At 58.8% G+C, this 21917-nt stretch carries 20 protein-coding genes; 1 reads left to right on the top strand and 19 read right to left on the bottom strand.

Going from position 1 to position 21917, the window contains the following annotated elements; translation table 11 throughout:
• Positions 1 to 135 precede the first annotated feature (135 nt).
• The 6 genes from Q1A74_RS15505 to Q1A74_RS15480 all read right to left on the bottom strand — a co-directional run bounded on the left by Q1A74_RS15505 (position 136) and on the right by Q1A74_RS15480 (position 6985).
• Positions 136 to 897 carry a DeoR/GlpR family DNA-binding transcription regulator gene (locus tag Q1A74_RS15505; RefSeq protein WP_299598215.1) on the bottom strand — a complete coding sequence of 254 codons (762 nt, stop codon included), beginning with the start codon at positions 895 to 897 and terminating at the stop codon, positions 136 to 138.
• A 79-nt stretch (positions 898 to 976) separates the two neighbouring features.
• Positions 977 to 2170: a dihydrolipoamide acetyltransferase family protein gene (locus Q1A74_RS15500; RefSeq protein ID WP_299598212.1), complete on the bottom strand. Its 1194-nt coding sequence runs from the start codon at positions 2168 to 2170 to the stop codon at positions 977 to 979.
• Positions 2167 to 3204, bottom strand: coding sequence for an alpha-ketoacid dehydrogenase subunit beta (locus Q1A74_RS15495; protein ID WP_299598209.1), 1038 nt, complete (start codon positions 3202 to 3204; stop codon positions 2167 to 2169). Before Q1A74_RS15495 ends, Q1A74_RS15500 begins: the two co-directional genes overlap by 4 nt.
• A gap of 4 nt (positions 3205 to 3208) precedes the next feature.
• Positions 3209 to 4312, bottom strand: coding sequence for a pyruvate dehydrogenase (acetyl-transferring) E1 component subunit alpha (pdhA, locus tag Q1A74_RS15490; protein ID WP_299598206.1), 1104 nt, complete (start codon positions 4310 to 4312; stop codon positions 3209 to 3211).
• A gap of 416 nt (positions 4313 to 4728) precedes the next feature.
• Complete coding sequence (gene glmU / locus Q1A74_RS15485) at positions 4729 to 6090, bottom strand: bifunctional UDP-N-acetylglucosamine diphosphorylase/glucosamine-1-phosphate N-acetyltransferase GlmU (RefSeq protein ID WP_299598203.1); 1362 nt, start codon at positions 6088 to 6090, stop codon at positions 4729 to 4731.
• A 97-nt stretch (positions 6091 to 6187) separates the two neighbouring features.
• A complete protein-coding gene (locus Q1A74_RS15480) occupies positions 6188 to 6985 on the bottom strand; it encodes a formate/nitrite transporter family protein (protein WP_299598200.1) in 798 nt (265 codons plus the stop codon).
• 278 nt (positions 6986 to 7263) lie between these two features.
• Between Q1A74_RS15480 and Q1A74_RS15475 the strand changes: the two genes are divergently transcribed.
• Complete coding sequence (locus Q1A74_RS15475) at positions 7264 to 10590, top strand: amidohydrolase family protein (protein ID WP_299598197.1); 3327 nt, start codon at positions 7264 to 7266, stop codon at positions 10588 to 10590.
• Positions 10591 to 10645: 55 nt separating this feature from the next.
• On the opposite strand, the gene Q1A74_RS15470 is transcribed toward Q1A74_RS15475, so the two are convergent.
• The 13 genes from Q1A74_RS15470 to Q1A74_RS15410 form a co-directional block, all read right to left on the bottom strand.
• Entirely contained in the window at positions 10646 to 12112 is a 1467-nt protein-coding gene (locus Q1A74_RS15470) for a hypothetical protein (protein ID WP_299598194.1), read from the bottom strand.
• Positions 12113 to 12147: 35 nt separating this feature from the next.
• A complete protein-coding gene (locus Q1A74_RS15465; RefSeq protein WP_299598191.1) occupies positions 12148 to 13182 on the bottom strand; it encodes a patatin-like phospholipase family protein in 1035 nt (344 codons plus the stop codon).
• Complete coding sequence (locus Q1A74_RS15460; protein WP_299598188.1) at positions 13179 to 13319, bottom strand: hypothetical protein; 141 nt, start codon at positions 13317 to 13319, stop codon at positions 13179 to 13181. The genes Q1A74_RS15465 and Q1A74_RS15460 overlap by 4 nt, the downstream gene beginning before the upstream one ends.
• A 40-nt stretch (positions 13320 to 13359) precedes the next feature.
• Positions 13360 to 13779 carry a F0F1 ATP synthase subunit epsilon gene (locus tag Q1A74_RS15455; protein ID WP_299598186.1) on the bottom strand — a complete coding sequence of 140 codons (420 nt, stop codon included), beginning with the start codon at positions 13777 to 13779 and terminating at the stop codon, positions 13360 to 13362.
• A 68-nt stretch (positions 13780 to 13847) separates the two neighbouring features.
• A complete protein-coding gene (gene atpD / locus Q1A74_RS15450) occupies positions 13848 to 15242 on the bottom strand; it encodes a F0F1 ATP synthase subunit beta (RefSeq protein ID WP_299598183.1) in 1395 nt (464 codons plus the stop codon).
• Positions 15243 to 15289: 47 nt separating this feature from the next.
• Complete coding sequence (gene atpG, locus Q1A74_RS15445) at positions 15290 to 16150, bottom strand: F0F1 ATP synthase subunit gamma (protein ID WP_299598180.1); 861 nt, start codon at positions 16148 to 16150, stop codon at positions 15290 to 15292.
• A gap of 90 nt (positions 16151 to 16240) precedes the next feature.
• Positions 16241 to 17785: a F0F1 ATP synthase subunit alpha gene (gene atpA / locus Q1A74_RS15440; RefSeq protein ID WP_299598177.1), complete on the bottom strand. Its 1545-nt coding sequence runs from the start codon at positions 17783 to 17785 to the stop codon at positions 16241 to 16243.
• 53 nt (positions 17786 to 17838) lie between these two features.
• Positions 17839 to 18372 (bottom strand): F0F1 ATP synthase subunit delta, encoded by a 534-nt coding sequence (locus Q1A74_RS15435; RefSeq protein WP_299598175.1) that lies wholly within the window; start codon positions 18370 to 18372, stop codon positions 17839 to 17841.
• An 11-nt stretch (positions 18373 to 18383) separates the two neighbouring features.
• Entirely contained in the window at positions 18384 to 18854 is a 471-nt protein-coding gene (locus tag Q1A74_RS15430) for a F0F1 ATP synthase subunit B (protein ID WP_299598172.1), read from the bottom strand.
• 55 nt (positions 18855 to 18909) lie between these two features.
• The gene (gene atpE / locus Q1A74_RS15425; RefSeq protein WP_010131056.1) at positions 18910 to 19158 is read right to left on the bottom strand and encodes a F0F1 ATP synthase subunit C; all 249 of its coding nucleotides are present in this window, start codon (positions 19156 to 19158) and stop codon (positions 18910 to 18912) included.
• Positions 19159 to 19259: 101 nt separating this feature from the next.
• A complete protein-coding gene (gene atpB, locus Q1A74_RS15420; RefSeq protein ID WP_299598169.1) occupies positions 19260 to 20201 on the bottom strand; it encodes a F0F1 ATP synthase subunit A in 942 nt (313 codons plus the stop codon).
• A 119-nt stretch (positions 20202 to 20320) separates the two neighbouring features.
• Positions 20321 to 20734, bottom strand: a complete 414-nt coding sequence (locus tag Q1A74_RS15415) for an ATP synthase subunit I (RefSeq protein WP_299598166.1) — start codon at positions 20732 to 20734, stop codon at positions 20321 to 20323.
• A 257-nt stretch (positions 20735 to 20991) separates the two neighbouring features.
• The gene (locus Q1A74_RS15410; RefSeq protein ID WP_299598164.1) at positions 20992 to 21900 is read right to left on the bottom strand and encodes a ParB/RepB/Spo0J family partition protein; all 909 of its coding nucleotides are present in this window, start codon (positions 21898 to 21900) and stop codon (positions 20992 to 20994) included.
• Positions 21901 to 21917: the final 17 nt, after the last annotated feature.

Raw genomic sequence — 21917 nt, 5'->3', positions numbered from 1 at the left:
GTGAGACACGCCGTGAACCCATCCATGGGGGCTCGTCTGCGGCCGTCCTGGCCGCAGACGGTCTCACAAAGGTGTACCCGGTATCGACACCTGCTCGTCATGGTTCAGGGTGTTTGTTGCACTCTGTTTCGTTCTTTAATTCACTTCTGCGCAGATAACGCGCAGGCCTCTGCTTTCCAGTTGCGCGCAAACTTTGTCTTCGATGCAGCTATCGGTCACCAAGGTGCCGAATTTTTCCCAGCTCAATTCAAGATTCGGAATTCTTCTGCCCACCTTGCTCGATTCCGCCATTACTACCACTTCGCGGGCGACGTCGGCCATGACGCGAGACAGACCGATCTGCTCATTGAAGGTGCAGGTGCCGCGCTCGAGGTCGATGCCGTCGGCGCCGATAAACGCCTGGTCGAAGTCGTAGCCGCGCAGGACCTGTTCGGCGACCTGACCCTGGAAGGCTTCGAAGTGAGGGTCCCAGGTGCCACCGGTCATCAGCAGCGTGGGTTCGTTTTCCAGTTCCCGCAGCTGGTTGGCAACGTGCAGGGAGTTGGTCATGACGACGAGGCCGCGCTTGTGGTTGAGCTCGGGGATGAGGCCGGTGGTGGTGCGGCCGTAGTCGATGACGATGCGGTTGTGGTCGCGGATGAGTTCGGCGGCGGCGCGGCCGATGGCGCGCTTAGTCTGGGACAGGGGGTCTTCGGCCACCAGTTCCCGGGGCAGGGGGATGGCGCCGCCGTGGCGGCGCAGCAGCAGGCCGTTTTCTTCCATGGCTGCCAGATCCTTTCGGATCGTAACTTCGGAAGTTTCGAACTGGCGCGCCAGTTCTTCGACACTGGCTTCGCCGACTTCGTTGATCTGGCTAAGGATCAGGTGGCGGCGCTGTTGTGTATTACGTTTGGACATGGACGCTTGGACATGCTGCAATAACTTTCGATTCGTAAGTTAAGCATAGCAAACCGAAACATAAGATCACACCCAAGAATCAGGCCAGATGTTCTTTCAGGGCTTTGAGGAAGCGGGCCAGTTCACCGCCGGTGACGGCGCGGTGGTCGGCGGTAATGGACAGGGGCAGCAGTTTGCGCACCCGCGCTTTACCTTTGTGGGGCAATACGGCCTTGTGGGCGCGGCCGGCGCCGACGATACACACCAGCGGTGGCACCACCACCGGGGTGGCGAAGCGGCCGGCGAGGCTGCCGAAATTGGAAAGATGAATGGTGGCACCCTGCAGGTCTTTCTGCGGGATGACGCCCTCGCTGGTCTGTTGTTTGAAGCGGGCGATAGTTTCCAGCAGCGCTTCCTCGGACTGGGCGCCGACGTCTTGCAGCACCGGCACGAACAGGCCTTTGGGGGCGTCCACGGCCAGGCCCACGTTTACCGGGGTTTTCGGTTCCAGCACTTCGTTGTCGAAATGGGCGTTGATGTTAGGTTCCTCGGCGGCGGCCCGAGCGATGGCCTTGAGCAGACGCAGGGTGGCGGAGGTGCCTTTGGGCCAGTCCGAGATATCCACCTCGTCAAACAGGGTCATGGGGCAGACCTGATCGCGGGCGCGGTTCATGGCGGCCGCCATGGCGCGGCGCGCGGGGTTCGCTTCAACCGAATGGGACGCCGATGATTCGCTTTTTTGTTGTTTTTGCTGAATTTCAGTGCTTTTAGCGGGTTTATCGGTCCACCTTGGGATAGCTTCGCCACGGGCAGCGGCGCGCACCTCCGCTTCGGTAAAGCGTGCGCCGGACGGGTGCAGACTTTGCAAGTCGACATCCAGGTGGCGGGCAAGGGCCCGGACGGCGGGTGTGGCATTGCGGGGGCGATTGGTCACCGGGCGCTGCTCTACGGCCAGGGCCTCGCTACCCTGTTCGATCTTGCCGACCACGGTGCCGGAATCCGCACTGGATGCTGCGCGCTCCGTTTGTTTCGGTTCGGGCATCGGCTCGCTGTGGGCATCATCGCCGACAAACCCGATTAACGGCTGCCCGGTTTGCAGGGTCTCGCCCTCATCTGCGAAACACTTTTCCACCGTGCCGGTGAAAGGCGAGGGCACTTCCACCAGGGCTTTCGCGGTTTCCACGGTGACGATCACCTGATCGGCATTAACACTATCTCCCTCATCGATATGCCATTCGCGAATCACCGCGTCCGGCAATCCTTCACCCAGATCCGGCAGTTTGAAGACCTTCACCGTCCGCCCTCCCGTTCCGGTTTGCGGGAATAGTCCAGCGCAGCATGGGCGCCGGCGAGTATCCGCTCGACATCCGGCAAATAGGTATTTTCCAGCTGGTAGTAGGGCATCACTGTGTCGTAACCGGTGACCCGCTGCACCGGGGCATCGAGCAGGTCGAAGGCATACTCCTGAATCTGTGCGGCAATTTCCGCACCCAAGCCACCGAAGCGCGCGGCCTCGTGTACCACGACGCAGCGGCGTGTTTTCTCCAGGGAGTCGATCACGCTGTGGATATCCAGCGGCTTGAGCGTGGCGGGGTCAATGACCTCCGCCTCGATGCCTTGCCGGGACAGCTGTTCGGCGGCGGCGAGGGTTTCTTTTACGCTGGCACCCCAGGCGATCAGTGTCAGGTCACTGCCTTCGCGCAGCACAAACGCGCTGTCCAGGGGTAGCGCTTCGCCATTGTCCGGTACCGGCTGCTTGGCGGCGCGATAGATGCGTTTGGGCTCGAGGAACAATACCGGATCGGGGTCGCGGATGGCGGCCAGCAGCAGTCCATAGGCACGGGCCGGGGAAGACGGAACTACCACGCGCAGCCCGGGAATATGCGCGAACATCGCCTCAGTGCTTTCACTATGGTGTTCCGGGGCGTGAATACCGCCACCATAGGGGGCGCGGTAGACGATAGGGCAACCGAGGCGACCGCGGGTACGATTGCGCATACGCGCGGCGTGGCTGAGGATGTGGTCGAGGCCGGGATAGATAAACCCCATAAACTGGAACTCCGCTACCGGGCGAAGCCCCTGGGTGGCCATGCCCACGGCAATACCCGCGATCATGGTTTCTGCCAACGGCGTGTCCAGCACCCGGTCAGTGCCGAAACGTTGCTGTAACCCGTCCGTTGCCCGAAATACGCCGCCATTCGCACCTATATCCTGCCCAAATACCACCACTTCCGGATTGTTTTCCAGCTCGTAGCTGAGGGCCTGGGTCACCGCTTCCACCAGGGTGATCGGCTGGGTTTCCGCCGCTTTTTGCTTGTCATCTGCCATCTATTTATCCGCCTCCACCCTGTTCGTCCCGCAACTGGTCGTACTGCTCGTAAAATGCCGCCGGCAGCTGCGCGTAGAGGTGATCGAAGATGGCGGTGGCGGGTTCCGGTGCGCGGGACTCCCAGTTGTTCAATGCGGCCTCCATGGTCTGTGCCAATTCCCGGTCCAGATCCTGTTGCTTGGCATCGCTCCACAAGCCCTGTTCGCGCAGGTAGACGTCCAGCCGTTGGATCGGCTCCCACTGCCAGGCCTGCTGCAGATCTTCGGCACTTCGGTAGCGGCTGGCATCGTCGGCGGTGGTGTGGTCGCACAGGCGATAGCTGATGGCCTCGATCAGTGCGGGGCCCTCGCCGCGCCGCGCCCGGGCCATGGCATCGCGCACCGCCCAGGCCACCGCGACGATATCGTTTCCATCGACCTGCAGCGCAGGAATACCGGCGGCGATGGCTTTCTGGGCAATGGTCTGGGTGGCGGTCTGCGCACTTCTTGGCACGGAGATAGCCCATTGGTTGTTGTTCACCACAAATACCATGGGCAGTTTCCACACGCCGGCGAGATTCATGGCTTCGTAAAAGTCACCCTTGGATGTGGCGCCTTCACCAGAGCTGGCGACACTGACCTGCAGCGGTTGATTACTCTGTTGGTGACGGTACTTGAGCGCGAAGGCAACCCCGGCGGCGTGCAGCATCTGGGTAGCGATGGGGACGCAGATGGGCAAATCTTTGGGGGCACGCTGGAAGTTCTGCCCGCGCTCGTCGCCGCCCCAGATGGCGAGAATTTCTTCAATTTCGACACCGCGCTCGAGCAGGGCGCCGGTTTCCCGGTAGTAGGGGCAGTAGACGTCTTCGGCCATAAGGGCGTTGCCGGTGGCGATGCCGATGGCTTCCTGACCGAGGGTAGAGGGGTAGGTACCGAGGCGGCCGGTGCGCTGCAGTTTGACCGCGCGATCGTCCACCAGCCGGGCCAGTTGCATCTGACGATGGCAGTGGCTGAGCCAGTCCGGGGTGGCGAAGTCGGGCAGGGGCTGGGTGGCCTGACCCTGTTTGTCCAGATACTGGAGGTAGGCGATATCGAAGGAAGCCTGGAGCTGCAGGCGGGGTTTGTGCATCGGCTGGGTTCCTTGGATTCCGATGCTTTTAGTGTAGTTGGGGGTTCTTTTGCTGACGGGAGGTTATGGGGTTCGTTTTATTTTCGTTCTGTGGCGGTGGACTGCTGGGGTGGGGGTTTCAGGACCGCTGTGAACCCATCCCTGGGCGCTGCGGCGCAAACATCCTGTTTGCGACGCTCCTGAAACCCCCACCCCAGCATTCCACCTTCGCATCACAAAACCTACTTCGATCAAACGTCGCTAACGAAGTAAACGAGTCAAATGCGAAGGCAAAGTGCCGGGTGTCAGTTTTCGAAAGCGTCGGCGACAGGGACGTCGCCGACGCAGCGTACATGGATGTATTCACAGCGGTTTCGAAAACTGACACCCGGTGCTTTGCCGCCACTGAAAGTAGGAAAAGTGAATACCACCGGTGGTTAGGATTTCTTGGTAGGCCGCTGCCAGCCACTGATATTGCGCTGCTTACCGCGGGCCACGGCCAGTTCGTCAGCGCTCACTTCGCGGGTGATGGTTGAGCCCGCGCCAATGGTGGCACCGGCGCCGATTTCTACCGGGGCGACCAGCGCGGAGTTGGAGCCGATAAAGGCGCCGTCGCCGATCACGGTTTTGGATTTATTCACGCCGTCGTAGTTACAGGTGATGGTGCCAGCGCCAATGTTCACGCCTTCGCCCACTTCCGCATCACCGATATAGGACAGGTGGTTTACCTTGCTGCCGAGGCCGATCCTGGCCTTTTTGGTTTCGACGAAATTTCCCACCTTGGCACCGTTGGCCAGCTCCGTACCCGGTCGCAGACGCGCAAACGGACCGATAGTGCAGGCTTCGCCGACGGTGGCGTCTTCGATAATCGAGTTGGCTTCCACCACGGTACCCGCCGCCAGCTGGCAGTTTTTCAGCAGGCAGTTGGGGCCGATCTGGACCCGGTCGCCGAGGGTGACGTTGCCGTCAAACACACAGTTGATATCGATAGTGACATCATTACCGCAGGTAAGGGCGCCGCGCACGTCGGTGCGGGACGGGTCCAGCAGGGTGACACCGGCGGCCATCAGGGCTTCGGCCTGGTCACGCTGCAGGGCGCGCTCCAGTTCCGCCTGTTGCGCGCGGCTGTTTACGCCGGCGACTTCATAGGGATCGTCGGCAATCACGCCGGTAACGGCAATCTTCTCGCTGACTGAACGCGCGATCACATCAGTGAGGTAATACTCGCCCTGGGCGTTGTCGTTGGAGAGTTCCGGAAGCCACTGGGCCAGCAGTTTGCCCGGGGCGGCGAGAATGCCGGAATTGATTTCGGTGATCTTCAGCGTCTCGGCATCGGCGTCTTTCTGTTCGACGATGGACTGTACCTGTTGATTACCATCGCGCACGATACGGCCGTAGCCGGAGGGGTCGTCCATGATCACGGACAGCAGGGCAGGGCCAATTTCCGAGGCTTTCAGCAGGTCCTGCAGGGTGGCGGTTTTTACCAACGGCACATCGCCGTACAGCACCAGCACCGTGGCGCCTTCACGGAAATTGGGGATGGCCTGGGCCACTGCGTGGCCGGTACCCAGCTGCTCGGTCTGCTCCACAAACTGCACGCCGCTATCGGCAAAGCGCTCGCGCACCAGCTCCGCACCGTGGCCGACTACCACGGTGATCGCCACATCCCCCAGCCGCTTGGCACTGTCGATCACCCGTCCCAACATCGGCACGCCGCCGATAGGGTGCAAAACTTTGGGCAGATCGGAGCGCATGCGGGTGCCTTTGCCGGCGGCGAGGATAACGACATCGATGGTCATGGGAATACCTGGTGAGCTGACAGTTCTTTTGATCGGGGGGCGGATTGTCCCGAGTTGCACTGCTTATCGCAACCCGCAAGGGGTCTGGCCTGTCAGCTCAATGGCTATGGCGGATGGAGCTGTATTTAACCCGCCCGACAAATATTGAGCCGCCGATGATATTGCCCGCGGTGGCAATGGCGAGGAACTGCAGTACATCCAAGAGCCCGACGGTGGTGTTCTTCGCAAACCAGGCACAGAACATCCCCACGGCGCCGGCAATACAGTGCGGCAGGCCACCGAGGCCGATCACAAAGGTGATGATCGCGACCACGGTAATACGGCTGATGGTTTCGGCGGACGAGGTCACCATCCACGCCAACTGGCCCATCAGCCACCCGGCGAAAATGGCGCCCAGGAACTGCCCACCGATACCATCAGCGAGCATTTTCTCTCCGTAGTAGGCGAATACATTTTCGTCGAAACGATCGGTCATGCCCACGAACTGCACGAACAGCGCGCTGAATACCATGGCGCCGAGCATGTTGCCGGCATAGATGAGCCCCCATACCCGCAGCAACTGTGCAAAGGACTTTCGACCATCCAGCACCGGCAGGATCGCCAGGGTGGTGTGCTCGGTAAACAGGTCGGAGCGGCCAATAATCACCAGCAGAAACCCCACCGGATAGCTGAGCGCCACCAGAAAGTACATCAGCTGGTGAGAGATACTGCTGCTGAAATGGCTGTAGAAGGCGGCGATCAGGAATACGCTGAAGCCGATTTCCAACCCCGCGGCCACAGACGACAGCAACAGCGAACGGTTATTGCGGTTGTACTCTCTCAGGCTCTCATCCATCTGCTCCGAGAGGATCTGGCGATCACTCTTGGGCTTGTCGTGTTCCTTGCTGTGACTCATTGAGGGCTCCGCCGCTGGCAACTTGTGCCGAAAGGGCACCAATTCTTCCAGTCTAGCCAGAGCCTGCGGCGGTGCCTTGCCACGCCGATGCACCCGTCCACAGACAATAATCCGGTGATCACTGTATATCCCGAGTTTTCTCCCGTTCGGCGCAGTTTTATTGCCAATCGGCCATATTTCGGTAATTTGAGTGGCAGCTTTTGATCGGCACCGCTCTACCCGGGCGGCGACCGACATTTACCTCCACTCCAGTAACTCCAATTACCCCGGGAGCCCACATGATAAAAACGAGAATGCGCAAACTTGCGCGCCTGATCGGCGGCGCCAGCCTTGCACTGAGCCTGCCCCTGGCCGCTGCGGCAGAAGAGGCCAAAAAAGAGGCGGACAAATGGGAGGTGAACAAGCCGCCGTTCGAATTCAAATCCATCCCCCTGGACACCCGCGAAACCACCTGGAGTAACCTGGACATCAGCCCGGACGGCGGGACCATCGTCTTCGATATGCTGGGTGACATCTATGAAATGTCGGTCAACGGCGGCGAAGCCAAGGCGATCACCAGCGAAATTGCGTGGAATATCCAGCCGCGCTTCAGCCCCGACGGCAAGTCCATCGTGTTCGTCAGCGACCGCGACGGCGCCGACAATATCTGGATCATGGACCGCAACGGCGGCAACCTGCGCCAGCTCACCACCGAGAAAGAAAACCTGGTACACGCCCCCAGTTTCAGCCCCGACGGCCAGCACCTGGTGGCGCGCAAAGGTTTCATGAGTGGTCGCAGTATCCCCGCCGGGGAAATCTGGATGTACCACCACGGCGGCGGTGAAGGGCGCCAGATCAAGGCGCGCATCGGCGGCGACATCGCGCAGAAGAATATTTCCGATGCGGTTTTCTCCCCGGATGGCCGCTACATCTATTACGCCATCGACACCACCCCGGGCACCGTGTGGGAGTACAACAAAAACTCCACCCAACAGATCTTCGCCATCAACCGCTACGACCTGCAGGACGGCAAAGAAGAAACCTTTGTTTCCGGGCCTGGCGGCTCCATCGCCCCGATGCCGTCTCCGGACGGTGAAAAACTCGCGTTTATCCGCCGCCAGGACGACCAGACCTCTCTGTTTGTGAAAGACCTGGACAGCGGCCTGGAGAAACCGATTTTCAGCGGTCTGGAGCGCGACCTGCAGGAGACCTTTGGTTCCCACGGCAATTATGTGCACTACGACTGGATGCCCGATGGCGAGTCCCTGATCGTCTGGACTGGCGGTAAATTCCTGCGTATCAATGCCGACGGCAGCAGCCTGGAAGACGGCGCGCGGGAAATCGTCGCGCATATCAAAACCGAAAAGCAGGTTGCCGATGCGGTGCGCTTCCCGGTGGATGTAGCTCCTGAACAGTTCGACGTGAAGATGATCCGCTGGGCGCAAAAGTCTCCGGACGGCAAACAGATCGCCTTCCAGGCCCTGGGTAAAATCTACGTTCAGGACGTGAATAGCGGTGAACGTCGTCGATTGACCCGTCAGGATGAATACTTTGAGTTCTATCCCAGCTGGTCCCGCGACGGCAAGCAGATCACCTATGTAACCTGGGACGATGAGAAACTCGGGCAGGTACGCGTGGTATCGGCGCGCAATGGCCGGGGCAAGACCATCACCCGCGAACCAGGCTTGTATGTAGAGCCGAGCTTTTCCCCAGACGGCGAACAAGTCGCCTTCCGCCGCTTTACCGGTGGTTACCTGCTGTCTCCTGAATACTCCCTTGAGCCCGGTATCTATCTGGCGGACGCCGATGGTGACTGGCAACGCCGCATCGCCAAGTCCGGCTACGAGCCGCACTTTGGTGCAGACGGTGAGCGTATCTATTTCTCTGAGTACATCTACGGCGACGGTGGCAAGCGAGTATTCAAGAGCGTGGACACCAACGGCAAGGACGAGCGCGAGCACTTGCACGGTGCCGAGATCACCTCCTTCCGCTTGTCTCCGGATGGTCGCTGGGTAGCCTTCACTCAAGACTTCAAAGCCTTCGCTGCGCCGTTCATGCACACCGGCAAATCCGAATCCATCGGCCCCAACGCCACTGCCGTGAAAGTCACCCAGGTGTCCAAGCGCGCCGGCGAACACCTGCACTGGTCCGGCGACAGCCAGACCCTGGGCTGGGCCCACGGCCCGAAGCTGTATGAGCGCGAATTGAAAGATGCGTTTGATTTTGTTGCCGGCGCCCCGGAACAACTGCCGGAGCCTGTCAGCGAGGGCATCGACCTCAGCTTCAAACAGCAATTCAACAATAGCGACAAACTGGTGGCGCTCACCGGCGGCACCGTGGTGACCATGCGCGATGCGGAATTGGCGCAGGAAGTGATCGAAAATGGTGTGGTGGTATTTCGCGGCAATCGTATCGTTGCCGTCGGTAGCCAAGGCGAGGTGGAAATCCCCGCAGGCGCCCAGCGCATCGACGTAACCGGCAAGACCGTGCTGCCGGGTCTGGTAGATGCCCACGCCCACGGCGCCCAGGGCCGTGAGGAGATCATCCCGCAGCAGAACTGGAACCTCTATTCCAGCCTGGCGTTCGGCGTGACCACGATCCACGACCCGTCCAATGACAGCAGCGAGATCTTCTCCGCGGCGGAAATGCAGAAGGCCGGCATCATCAATGGCCCGCGCATCTTCTCCACCGGCACCATCCTGTACGGCGCCAAGGGCCCCGGCTACAAGGCGAAGATCAACAGCCTGGACGACGCGGAGTTCCATGTGGGCCGCCTGAAAGAAATGGGCGCTATCTCGGTAAAAAGCTACAACCAGCCCCGCCGCGAACAGCGCCAACAGGTACTGGAAGCCGGCCGCAAGCACGGCATCATGGTGGTGCCCGAGGGTGGCGGTAAGTACCAGCACAATATGAATATGATTGTGGATGGACACACCGGAGTTGAACACTCACTGCCGATCGCAAATATCTATTCCGACGTGGAGCAACTGTGGGGCCAGACCAGCGTGGGTTATACACCGACGTTTGTTGTGGCCTACGGCGGCCTGTCCGGTGAGACATACTGGTACGACCGCACCGAGGTGTGGAACCACGAGCGTCTGACCCGCTTTACACCGGACTTTATCGTCAATCCGCGCTCCATCCGTCGCCCCACCGCGCCGGACCATCACTACAACCACGTGAATGTGGCTCACCATGCGAAACAGTTGCGCGAGAAGGGGGTGACGGTACACATCGGTGCCCACGGGCAGCGCGAAGGGCTGGGTGCCCACTGGGAGCTGTGGATGATGGGGCAGGGCGGTTTTACCCCATGGGAAGCCTTCCGCGCCGGCACCATCGATGGCGCCCGCTATCTGGGTATGGATAACGACATCGGCAGCCTGGAGCCGGGCAAGCTGGCGGACATCATTGTGGTGGACGGCAACCCGCTGGAAGACCTGCGACTGTCGGAGAAAGTGAAGTACACCGTGATCAACGGCAAGGTGTTTGACGCGGCCACCATGAACGAGGTGGAAGGGGATGAACGTCTGGCCTTCTTCCACGAGCGTCTGCCGGTCAGCGCTATGCCGACACCGACAGCGGAAGCGATTCAGGAGAAACAGCAGCGGCACCACTGGGTGCACTGATTTTTCTGATCGGTTTTTCGAACAAAAAGCCCGCCGCTAAAACGGCGGGCTTTTTTTATTTTCGCCCCTCAAGCAATACCTCCGCACGCGCGCGAAGAGCTTCCGAATGGCTCCACGCCACCACCCGCTCCAGATATTCGCGAGCCAGTGCATCCTCCCCCAGGTGCGCGAGATAAAAACCCACAGTGGCATTCAGGTTTAAATGGTTGGGTTCCTGGTGGTAGGCGCTCCGCATGATCTGCAGCGCTTCTTCACTTTTGCCTTTCAATTGATAGGCGGTCCATAAACTTCGGTAGCCGGGCAGGTAATCGGGGCCGGTCTGCACGGCGATTTTTCCGTACTTTACCGCCGCTTCATAGAAATCATCATCCCACTCTCGGGTGAGCGTCAGGGCCTGCAAACGCAGCAGATAGTAGCGGGCGAGATTGGCGGCGGTAAGGTGGCTGATCTGGCCGTACTCACCGATTTCCTCAACCACTTTTTTACCCAGTTTGTAATTCTCTTTCTCCGCTTCAATCACGGCCATCGCGGTCAGGTTTTCCTGCCAGCCGAGGCCTTGCTGCTCACTGCGTTTCAGGTACGCCATCGCAAGATCAGGCTTATCGAAATCCATCGCCTCACTGGCGAGCAGGAACAGATGTTCGTTTTCGCTGAGTTCGCGACGGGGAATGGAGTAGGTGTATTCGGGAATATCTAGTTTATATCGGTGAATATCGTCGCGCATATAAGCGCGCATTTCTCGCTGGATTTCTTCGATCGTTTTCCCGAAATGCTCTTCAAATACCTCGAACGGGTTTTCGCCCGCGGCCACCGATTTCAGATAGTTTGTGGTGGCAGCACGGTAGTCCGGGTGCCCGGCATGGTGCCCAAATTGCAGGTAGTGGGTAAGCAACCAGGCGCTGGCATAGTAATTGTTCCAGTAGCGGTTGTTGTCTTCGCCACTCTGCGAAACAAGCGCGGGCGGGCTCAGTAGTTGCTCGATGGTAAGCGGCTCATCTTCGGCCCAGGCGCTCAATCGCCACTCGGGCAGGCCACCGACAAGCACCGATTTTTTACCCAGTTCGGCGCTGGCGAGCAGTTCGGCAAAGCCCTCGGAGTACCAGCGCGGGTAGGTCATACCGCTGCGCTCGCGCATCAGGTGGTGGACGTATTCGTGGAAGATCAGCGCGGAGCCGGTAATACCGTGGTCGCCATCGCGGGAGAAGATAATTGGGCCTTCCCAGGTTTCGCGATACAGCCCGGCGATCTTGCGGTCGCCGGTAAATTTTTCGAACTCTCGGGAATTGCGGAAATGAAAAACCCGCAACTTTTTGTTTTCCGGGATTTCTTCCTGGCCGGTGAAGGACAGGGCAGTGCGGCGAAAGCGTTCCAGATCGCGCATCAATGCATTGACGCGGCGCTCGGGGACATCGGTGTACACAGTGAAGTTTTCCGACTGGTATTCATACCACTCGGCAGCGGCACTACTGATGCTCCCGAGCATCAACCATGCGGTAAGCAATATCAGCCATGTACGGAGCATACTGGAACCTCTATCGCCATCAGCCAAACCCTTCGTTATTTCTGTGCCACCATATCTTCGATCCAGGTGCGCAGACGGCGGGTTTCCTTTTCGCCAAGCTCGATGGCTTCTGCTGCACGGGCGTATTCATTGCCGCCGATATCGCCCACCTTGGGGAGAATCAGCACATCCGGGGGGGCGCCCATCATGCGGACGCGCTTGTGGCGGCGCTCCAGAATTTCCATGGCCTGACGCATGGTGTCGAACATGCCGGGGGGAGTGGCGCGCGCTTCACGATTTTTGCGCAGGTGATTCAGGTGTTCACGGCCCTGTTCCATCAGTCGGGAAAAACCGGCAGCGACGCCATTCTCTGCGGCTTTGTCCGTCGCTTCAGGTTCGGCATCGTGGTCCTCGATTTGCTCCTTTTCGGCTGCCAGTATTGGCTGGTCCACCGGCGAAGACTTTTCGCTGATAACGCTGCGCACCTCGCCGTGCTCGCGATCGAGTAAAGGGGGAGCATCTTCGGTCACATCTACGGCAATGACGGTGGTAGCACCCATGGCGCGGCACACATCCACCGGTACCGGATTGACCACGGCGCCATCCACCAGCCAGCGGCCGGAGAGCGATTTCGGCGAGAGCAGGCCGGGAATCGAGCAGGAGGCGCTGACCGCATCCTGCAGGTTTCCTTGTTGCAGCCAGATTTCCTGGCCGCTGTGCAGGTCGGTGGCAACAGCGGTGAAGGGCAATGGCAGATCCTCGATGTTTTCGTACTCGAAGCCGTCAAAGAATTCTCGAAACGGTTTGATGCCACCGATCACACCGCCGCTCAGGGACCAGTTGATATCCAGTAGCGAGAACACCTTCCAGTTGTCCAGCAGGCGCACCCACTCCTCGAGCCTGTCGAGTTTTCCTGCCGCATAGGCGGCGCCGACGAAGGCGCCCATGGAAGTGCCGACGATGACGTCCGGGCGTACGCCCATTTCGTCCAGCGCTTTCAACACACCAATGTGCGCAAAGCCCTTGGCAGCGCCGCTGCCGAGCGCCAGGCCAATGCGGGGTTTTCCGTTGGTGCCGATCTGCCTGTTCATAGTTTGCCGTACTGCATCAAGGTTTGTACCAATAATGGGCCGTTGCGATGAAAATTTAAATCGCGGGCACAAAAAAAGCAGCCGAAGCTGCTTTTTTTGGTTCGCCGGGCAGATTTTTGCTCCTGCAAAATCTGCATTTCCGCCATCCATGGCGGTCACCGGCTCCTACAAAGTAGGTTACTTGCCAGCGGCTCTGCGAATCGCCTGCATGGTGCGCAGACGGGCTTCGGCTTCGGCAAGTTGTGCGGAGATACGGGCGTAGTCGATATCTGCCGGGGCACTGCGCAGGGCGTGTTCCGCCTCTTCGCGGGCCTTCTTGGCGGCATCTTCGTCGATCTCGCGCTCGGCGAGGTCGGCAAGGATGGTCACCATATTCGGCTGGATTTCGGCGTAGCCGCCGCTCAGGAACAGCACCTCTTCATCACCATTGTCTTTGATGATGCGTACCGGGCCGGGTTTGAGCGCGGTGAGCAGCTGCGCGTGACCGTAGGAGACTCCAATCTCCCCTTCGACGCCGCTGACAATCACCATCTTCACCAGACCCGAGAAGAGGGATTCCTCTGCGCTAACAATGTCGCAATGTACTGTCATAGCCATAAGGCTACCTCATTCTCAGCTGTTTGCCTCGTAGCGCCCGAAATTTTCAGGCGCTACACGCGTGCCTTTTACTTGTTGGCTTTCTCGACCGCTTCGTCGATGGTGCCGACCATGTAGAAGGCCTGCTCCGGCAGCTGGTCATAGTCGCCATTCAGAATACCCTGGAAACCGCGGATGGTTTCTTTCAGGGAAACGTATTTGCCCGGTGCACCGGTAAATACTTCGGCAACGTGGAACGGCTGAGACAGGAAACGTTCGATCTTACGCGCGCGGGCTACGATCTGCTTGTCTTCTTCAGACAGCTCGTCCATACCCAGAATCGCGATGATGTCCTTCAGTTCCTTGTAGCGCTGCAGTACAGACTGCACGCCGCGAGCACAGTCGTAATGCTCCTGACCGATCACCAGCGGATCCAGCTGACGGGAGGTGGAGTCCAGCGGATCAACGGCCGGGTAGATACCCTTGGACGCGATATCACGGCTCAGTACAACAGTGGAGTCCAGGTGCGCGAAGGTGGTCGCGGGAGACGGGTCGGTCAAGTCATCCGCCGGTACGTATACCGCCTGGATAGAAGTGATGGAGCCGGTCTTGGTGGAGGTAATACGCTCCTGCAGAACGCCCATCTCTTCCGCCAGGGTCGGCTGGTAACCTACCGCAGACGGCATACGGCCGAGCAGTGCGGATACTTCGGTACCGGCCAGGGTGTAACGGTAGATGTTGTCGACGAACAACAGTACGTCACGACCTTCGTCACGGAATTTCTCGGCCATGGTCAGGCCGGTCAGTGCTACACGCAGACGGTTGCCGGGCGGCTCATTCATCTGGCCGTAAACCATCGCCACTTTCGACTTGGCGAACTCTTCAACGTTTACAACGCCGGCTTCCTGCATCTCGTGGTAGAAGTCGTTACCTTCACGAGTACGCTCACCCACACCCGCGAACACGGACAGACCACTGTGCTCGGTAGCGATGTTGTTGATGAGCTCCATCATGTTTACGGTTTTACCAACACCGGCACCACCGAACAGGCCCACTTTACCACCCTTGGCGAACGGACATACCAGGTCGATAACCTTGATGCCGGTCTCCAGCAGGTCGGTGGAGTTTGCCTGCTCTTCATAGGTCGGAGCGGCACGGTGAATAGAGGCGCGCTCTTTCTCACCGATAGGGCCACACTCGTCGATGGGGTTGCCCAGAACATCCATGATGCGACCCAGGGTCTCGGTGCCAACCGGTACAGAAACCGGCGCGCCGGTGTTCTTTACTGGCAGACCGCGGGAGATACCCTCGGAAGAACCCATTGCGATGGCACGCACAATGCCGTCGCCCAGCTGCTGCTGCACTTCCATGGTGAGGTTCTTGTCCTCAACCACCAGTGCATCGTATACATTCGGTACGGCGTCGCGCGGGAATTCCACGTCGATGACCGCGCCGATAACTTGCACAATTTGCCCGTTACTCATTTCCCGATCCTCAAAGTTCAAATCTTTCTGCGGGTTGCTGACAGTTGTCAGACCGCCGCGGCGCCGCCACAAATCTCAGACAGCTCTTGGGTAATTGCTGCCTGGCGCGCCTTGTTGTAAACCAGCTGCAGTGCGTCGATCAGCTCACCGGCGTTGTCGGTGGCGCTCTTCATCGCAATCATACGTGCCGCTTGTTCACAGGCCTTGTTTTCAACTACCGCTTGATACACCTGGGATTCGATGTAACGGGTCAGCAGACCGTCGAGTAGCTCGACCGGCTCTGGCTCGTACAGATAATCCCACTCGTGCTGCAGTTGCTCGTCTTCGTCTTTTTTCAACGGAAGCAGCTGCTCAACCTTCGGCTTCTGGGTCATGGTGTTCACAAATTCGTTGGACACCAGGAACAGACGATCGATGTCGCCATCGGCGAAACGATCGAGCATCACTTTGACCGAGCCGATCAGTTGCTTGGCCTGAGGCTGGTCGCCCAGGTCGCGCACTGCAGCAACGACGTTGCCGCCGACGTTATTGAAAAAGCTGGCCGCCTTGTTGCCGACTGCACAGATATCCACGCCCACGCCCTGTTGATCCCAGGACTGCATATCGCGGATAGCCGCCTTGAACACGTTGATGTTCAGGCCACCGCAGAGACCGCGATCGGTGGATACCAGAATGTAACCCACACGCTTGGCTTCGCGCTCCTGCATGTAGGTGTGCTGATATTCCGCCGAGGCGTTGGCGACGTGGCCAATCACCGCGCGAATGCGGCTTGCGTAAGGGCGCCCCAGTGCCATGCGATCTTGAGCTTTACGCATCTTGCTCGCCGCAACCATTTCCATGGCTGAAGTGATCTTCTGCGTGCTCTTGATGCTGGCAATTTTTGTGCGTACTTCTTTTCCGCCTGCCATAGTCAGTTACCTTTTTGCCGGAAGTTAACTTGTAGGAGCGAGCCTGCTCGCGAACGTTTCGCCTGCAAGCAGGCTCCTACAGCGGGTTACTTACCAGCTACCGGTAGCAACGAACTTCTCGACCGCGGCCTTAAAGGCGCTGTCGATTTCGTCGTTGTAATTACCGGTGCTGTTTACTTGCGCCATCAGCTCTGCGTGTTCGCTATTCATGTAAGCGAGCAGGGCGGATTCGAAGTCCAGCACTTTGTTAACTTCTACGTCGTTCAGGTAACCCTTGTCGGCGGCGTAAACGGAAACAGCCATATCCGCGATAGACAGCGGAGAGTACTGCTTCTGCTTCATCAGCTCGGTTACGCGCTCACCGTGGTCCAGCTGGGCTTTGGTGGCTTCGTCCAGATCGGAAGCGAACTGGGAGAAAGCCGCAAGCTCGCGATACTGGGCCAAAGCGGTACGGATACCACCAGACAGTTTCTTGATGATCTTGGTCTGGGCGGAACCACCAACACGGGATACGGAGATACCCGGGTTGATCGCCGGACGCACACCGGAGTTGAACAGGTCGGTTTCCAGGAAGATCTGACCATCGGTAATGGAGATTACGTTGGTCGGTACGAACGCAGAAACGTCACCCGCCTGAGTCTCAATGATCGGCAGTGCGGTCAGAGAGCCGGTCTTGCCTTTCACTTCACCGTTGGTGAACTGTTCTACGTACTCGGCGTTTACACGCGCGGCGCGCTCCAGCAGACGGGAGTGCAAGTAGAAAACGTCACCCGGGTAAGCTTCACGGCCCGGGGGACGCTTCAGCAGCAGGGAGATCTGACGGTAGGCCCAGGCCTGCTTGGTCAGGTCATCGTAAATGATCAGGGCGTCTTCACCGCGATCGCGGAAGTACTCGCCCATGGTGCAGCCGACGTAAGGTGCCAGGAACTGCATGGCAGCCGGGTCAGCAGCGCCAGCGGCAACCACAATGGTGTGGTCCATTGCACCGTGCTCTTCCAGCTTGCGTACAACGTTGGCAATAGAGGACTGCTTCTGGCCTACGGCAACGTAGATACACTTAATGCCGGTGCCTTTCTGGTTGATGATCGCATCGATCGCAACCGCAGTCTTACCAATCTGGCGGTCGCCGATGATCAGCTCACGCTGGCCACGACCGATCGGGATCATGGTGTCGACCGCTTTCAGACCGGTCTGTACCGGCTGATCAACGGACTGACGGGCGATTACGCCGGGGGCGACTTTCTCAACCGCGTCGGTCAGCTTGTTGTTCAGCGGACCTTTACCGTCGATCGGGTTACCCAGTGCGTCTACCACGCGACCCAGCAGCTCCGGACCAACCGGGGCTTCCAGGATGCGGCCGGTACAACGGCACTTCTGGCCTTCGGCCAGGGACTTGTAGTCACCGAGAACGATGGCACCAACGGAATCGCGCTCCAGGTTCAGCGCCATACCGTAGACGCCGCCCTCGAATTCGATCATCTCACCGTACATCACGTCGGCCAGGCCGTGGATGCGGATGATACCGTCGGATACGGAAACAATGGTGCCCTCGTTCTGGGCTTCGGTGCTCACATCGAGATTGTCGATGCGGCTCTTGATAATTTCACTGATCTCAGAGGGATTCAGTTGCTGCATGCTCTGTTCCTCGAATTCCCTTCCACCACGGTCGCAGTAGAGGGGTCGATAATTTAGGAGTTCATCGCCTCGGCGAGTTTGGCCAGCCGACCGCGCACGGTACCGTCGATCACCGTGTCGCCGGCGCGAATGATCGCGCCGCCCAGCAGGTTTTCATCCACCGCGCTGTGCAGGTGCACCTCGCGGGAGAACTTCTTGCTGAGAGCCTGGGTGAGACGCTGGGACTGTTCGTCGCTGAGCGGGCGGGCAGAAAGAACTTCCACTTCGAGAGTGGCTTCTGCCTGGGCCTTCAGGTCTTCGAACAGTTCGGAAATTTCCGGCAACAGTGGCAGGCGGTGATTTTCCGCCAGCAGTCTGATGAAGTTCTGTTGGCCTCCATCAAAGTCGCCACACACTGTCAGAAATTTATCCGCGCGCACTTCACTGGTCAGCTGCGGGTTATCCAGCAGCTCGCCAACTTTTTCGTTCTGACTGACCGCCGCTGCGGTTGCCAACGCCACACTCCAACCGGAAAGGTCGGAGGCTTGCTGGGCGTGGGCAAAGGCCGCTTTTGCGTAGGGCCGGGCCAGAGTGCTGAGTTCCGCCATGGGTTCCTCGCTTACAGCTCGGCTGCCAGTTTCTCGATCATGTCATCGTGCGCTTTTGCGTCGATGTTGACCGAGAGAATTTTCTCGGCGCCGGCAACAGACAGGGTAGCGATACGCGAGCGAAGCTGTTCTTTCGCACGGTTTACTTCCTGTTCGATTTCCGCCTGTGCGGCAGCTTTCAGGCGATCGCCTTCACTGCGCGCGGCTTCTTTGGCTTCATCAACGATCTGGTTGGCGCGCTTGTTGGCGCCATCGATGATTTCAGCAGCTTGAGCCTTGGCTTCTTTCAGTTGCTCGACAGCTTTACGTTGTGCCAGTTCGAGATCTTTTCCCGCGCGCTCGGCTTCTTGCAGACCGGTAGCAATTTTTTGCTCACGCTCTTGCATAACACCCAGCAGGGCCGGCCAGACATACTTCCAGCAGAACCATACAAACGCGAAAAAGGTGATCGATTGGCCGATCAGAGTCAGGTTGATATTCACACCGACACCTCTTGCTCTTTCAAAAATGGGTTAAAGGGCAATTGGAACGATGGGATTAACCAGCCAGACCAGGAGCAACCGCGAAAATCAGGTACATAGCGATACCAACACCGATCATCGGTACGGCGTCGAGCAGACCAGCCATCAGGAACATTTTGCCCTGCAGAGCCGGAGCCTGTTCAGGCTGACGCGCAGAACCTTCCAGCAGTTTGCCACCCAGGGTGCCGAAACCGATTGCAGTACCCAGTGCGCCCAGACCGATCAGCAGTGCAGCAGCTACGTAAACCAGACCTAATGCTTCCATTGTTTTCTCCAAAAGTAAGTTAAGAGTTGTTGAAGTTGAAAGTGAATGAAAAAAGTTAATTAACGAACGAAATCTATCTACCGCGAGGCACAAGCACGACCTTACTGGTCGTGCGCATGCTCATCTTCCCGGTCGTGCGCCATGGCCATGTACACGGTGGTCAGCACCATGAATACAAAGGCCTGCAGGGTAATTACCAGGATGTGGAAAATGGCCCAGCCCATCTGCAGCAGACCGGCACCGATAAAGCCCAGAGCGCCAACACCAAACACAATGGCAATCAGGATAAAAATCATTTCCCCGGCGTAGAGGTTACCGAACAGACGCAGGCCGAGAGACACGGGCTTGGCGATCAGGGAAACCGCTTCCAACAGGAAGTTGAACGGGATCAGGAAAATATCGATGTACCACTTGCCGGAATGGAAGGGGTGCAGGGTCAGCTCCTTCAAAAAGCCGACCAGACCTTTCTGTTTCACGCTGAAGAAGATCATCAGCGCAAACACGGCGAAGGCCATACCCAGAGTGGCATTCAGGTCAGTGGTCGGGACCACCTTGAAGTAAACGTGGTGCGGATCAGCACCGGTCAGAGCAGAAGTGCCGTGGGCAAATGCCAGCGGCAGCCAGTCAACCGGGATCAGATCCATCAGGTTCATCAGGAACACCCACACGAAGATGGTGAGCGCCATGGGGGCGACCATACTGTTGCGGTGAGGGAAGGTGTCTTTCACGGTTTTGTCGATAAAGTCGACAATCACCTCGACAAAGCTCTGGAAGCCGGACGGGACACCGGCAGTCGCTTTCTTCGCGGCGCGCGCGAACAGTAGACAGAAGATCACACCAAGTCCGATGGACCAACCCAGGGTATCCAGGTGCACGGCCCAGAAGCCCATATCGGCGGCTTCCTGACTACTGTGCGCAATCGTCCAGGTGGAGTCAGACAATACGGTTCCATCGGCACGGGTGTAACCCGCGGGAAGTTTACCGTACGCAAGATTTTGCAGGTGGTGCTGGATATAACCCGTCGCGGTTTGTTCGGCAGCCATAGTTCCTCAACACGTTTTAAGATAAAAAATCTGTTTCGCGGAACCTCTCCTCTGCGCGGCCGTCTATTTTTCGGCTCACTCAATCAGCGCAGATCCAATCGGAGGCTCCCCGGCCTCTGCTACTTCGTTGTATGCAGTCGGGCCACGAGAATCCAGTGCAAAATCACGCACAAGCCGTAGCTGATAAACAGCGCCGCGGGGTTCAGCGTTTTGACGCTGGCAAACACCACCGCGAACCCCACCAGGGTCATCACGAACTTGCCGGTTTCGGCGCGGTAGAAGCTTCCTACCACGCGCTGGCTTGCGCGCGCACCGCGGACTTTGCCGCGGTTCGGTCCCAAAAGCTCAAAGGCGCGCAGGCCGAAATACAGATTGGGCAGCACACTCAGAGTGCCGCCGAGCAGGGCGGAGAGCGCAATTACACGTCCCAGCGTGAATTCGAGCGCCAGCGCAGCCAGCACAACAACAGCCAGCTGGATCAGCGAAATCTTTACTACTGGGGGATTACGCATAGGCGGGAACAGGCCGGCCAAAGTTTCTTCTCCGCCCAATTTTTGGGCGTGCGAATTATGTCTGAACCAGCCTGCCGGTTCAACTGGCAAATCTCGTCAGTTGCTATGGCGTTCGCGCTCTTTCACTACACGATAGCGTGATAGTGAGCACTCACATCTACCTGCCTGATGACCTCATTCAGAAACAAAAACGCGCCAAAACAGCGCACTGTTTTGGCGCGAATTTTACAGAAACGTTGCAATAGTAACGGTTTCAGAGGGGGTGGGGCGGCTCCAGCTCAATCTTCGCTGTAGCCCATATGAGCGAGAATGCCGTCCAGCTCATCCAGGCTGGTGTACTTGAGCACCAGTTTGCCGGCGCCCTTGTCACCGTGGTCAATCGTGACAGGCACGCCAATTTTTTCGGCCAACCGGTCGCTCAGGCGGCGGATATTCGGATCCAACCCCGGTTTTTTCGGCTTGGGCTTGCCCGCCTGCTCCTGAATCTTGCGCACCAGGGCTTCGGTCTGACGCACGGTGAGACCGCGATCGACGACCTGGCGGGCGGTCTCGCGCTGACCGTCACCGGAAAGACCGAGCAACGCCTTGGCGTGACCGGTTTCGATATCGCCGCGCTCGAGGAAGGTGCGAACCTCATCGGTCAGACTGAGCAGGCGCAGCAGGTTGGTTACCGCGGTACGGGATTTACCCACCGCCTCCGCCACCTGTTGCTGGGTCAGCTCGAATTCGTCCTGCAGGCGCTTGAGAGCGTTGGCCTCTTCGACCGGATTCAGGTCTTCCCGCTGGATGTTTTCAATCAGCGCCATGGCGATGGCGGCTTCATCGGTCACATCGCGGATCAGTGCCGGGACCTTTTCCAACTCAGCCAGCTGGGCGGCACGCCAGCGGCGCTCACCGGCGATGATTTCGTATTTGCGCTCACCGATGGGCCGCACCACGATGGGCTGCATGATCCCCTGGGCGCGAATGGAGTCGGCCAGTTCCTGCAGGGATTCCTGTGGGAAGTCGCGGCGGGGCTGGTAACGGCCGCGCTGCAAAAATTCGATGGGCAGCTCTTTGAGCTCGCCGTCGACACGCTCGACGATATCGCCGTTGCGCTCACCGGTGGCCACGGCGATGGCGTCGCTGGCGTTGTTGCTGATCAGATGGGAAAGCCCTTTCCCGAGGCCTTTACGTTTCCCGGCCATAGGTGTACTACCTCAGT

Source organism: uncultured Microbulbifer sp., from assembly GCF_947504145.1.
In the GTDB taxonomy this organism is placed as follows: domain Bacteria; phylum Pseudomonadota; class Gammaproteobacteria; order Pseudomonadales; family Cellvibrionaceae; genus Microbulbifer.
Note: the sequence above shows the minus strand (reverse complement) of the source record. Positions and strands in the feature narration are given on the sequence as shown.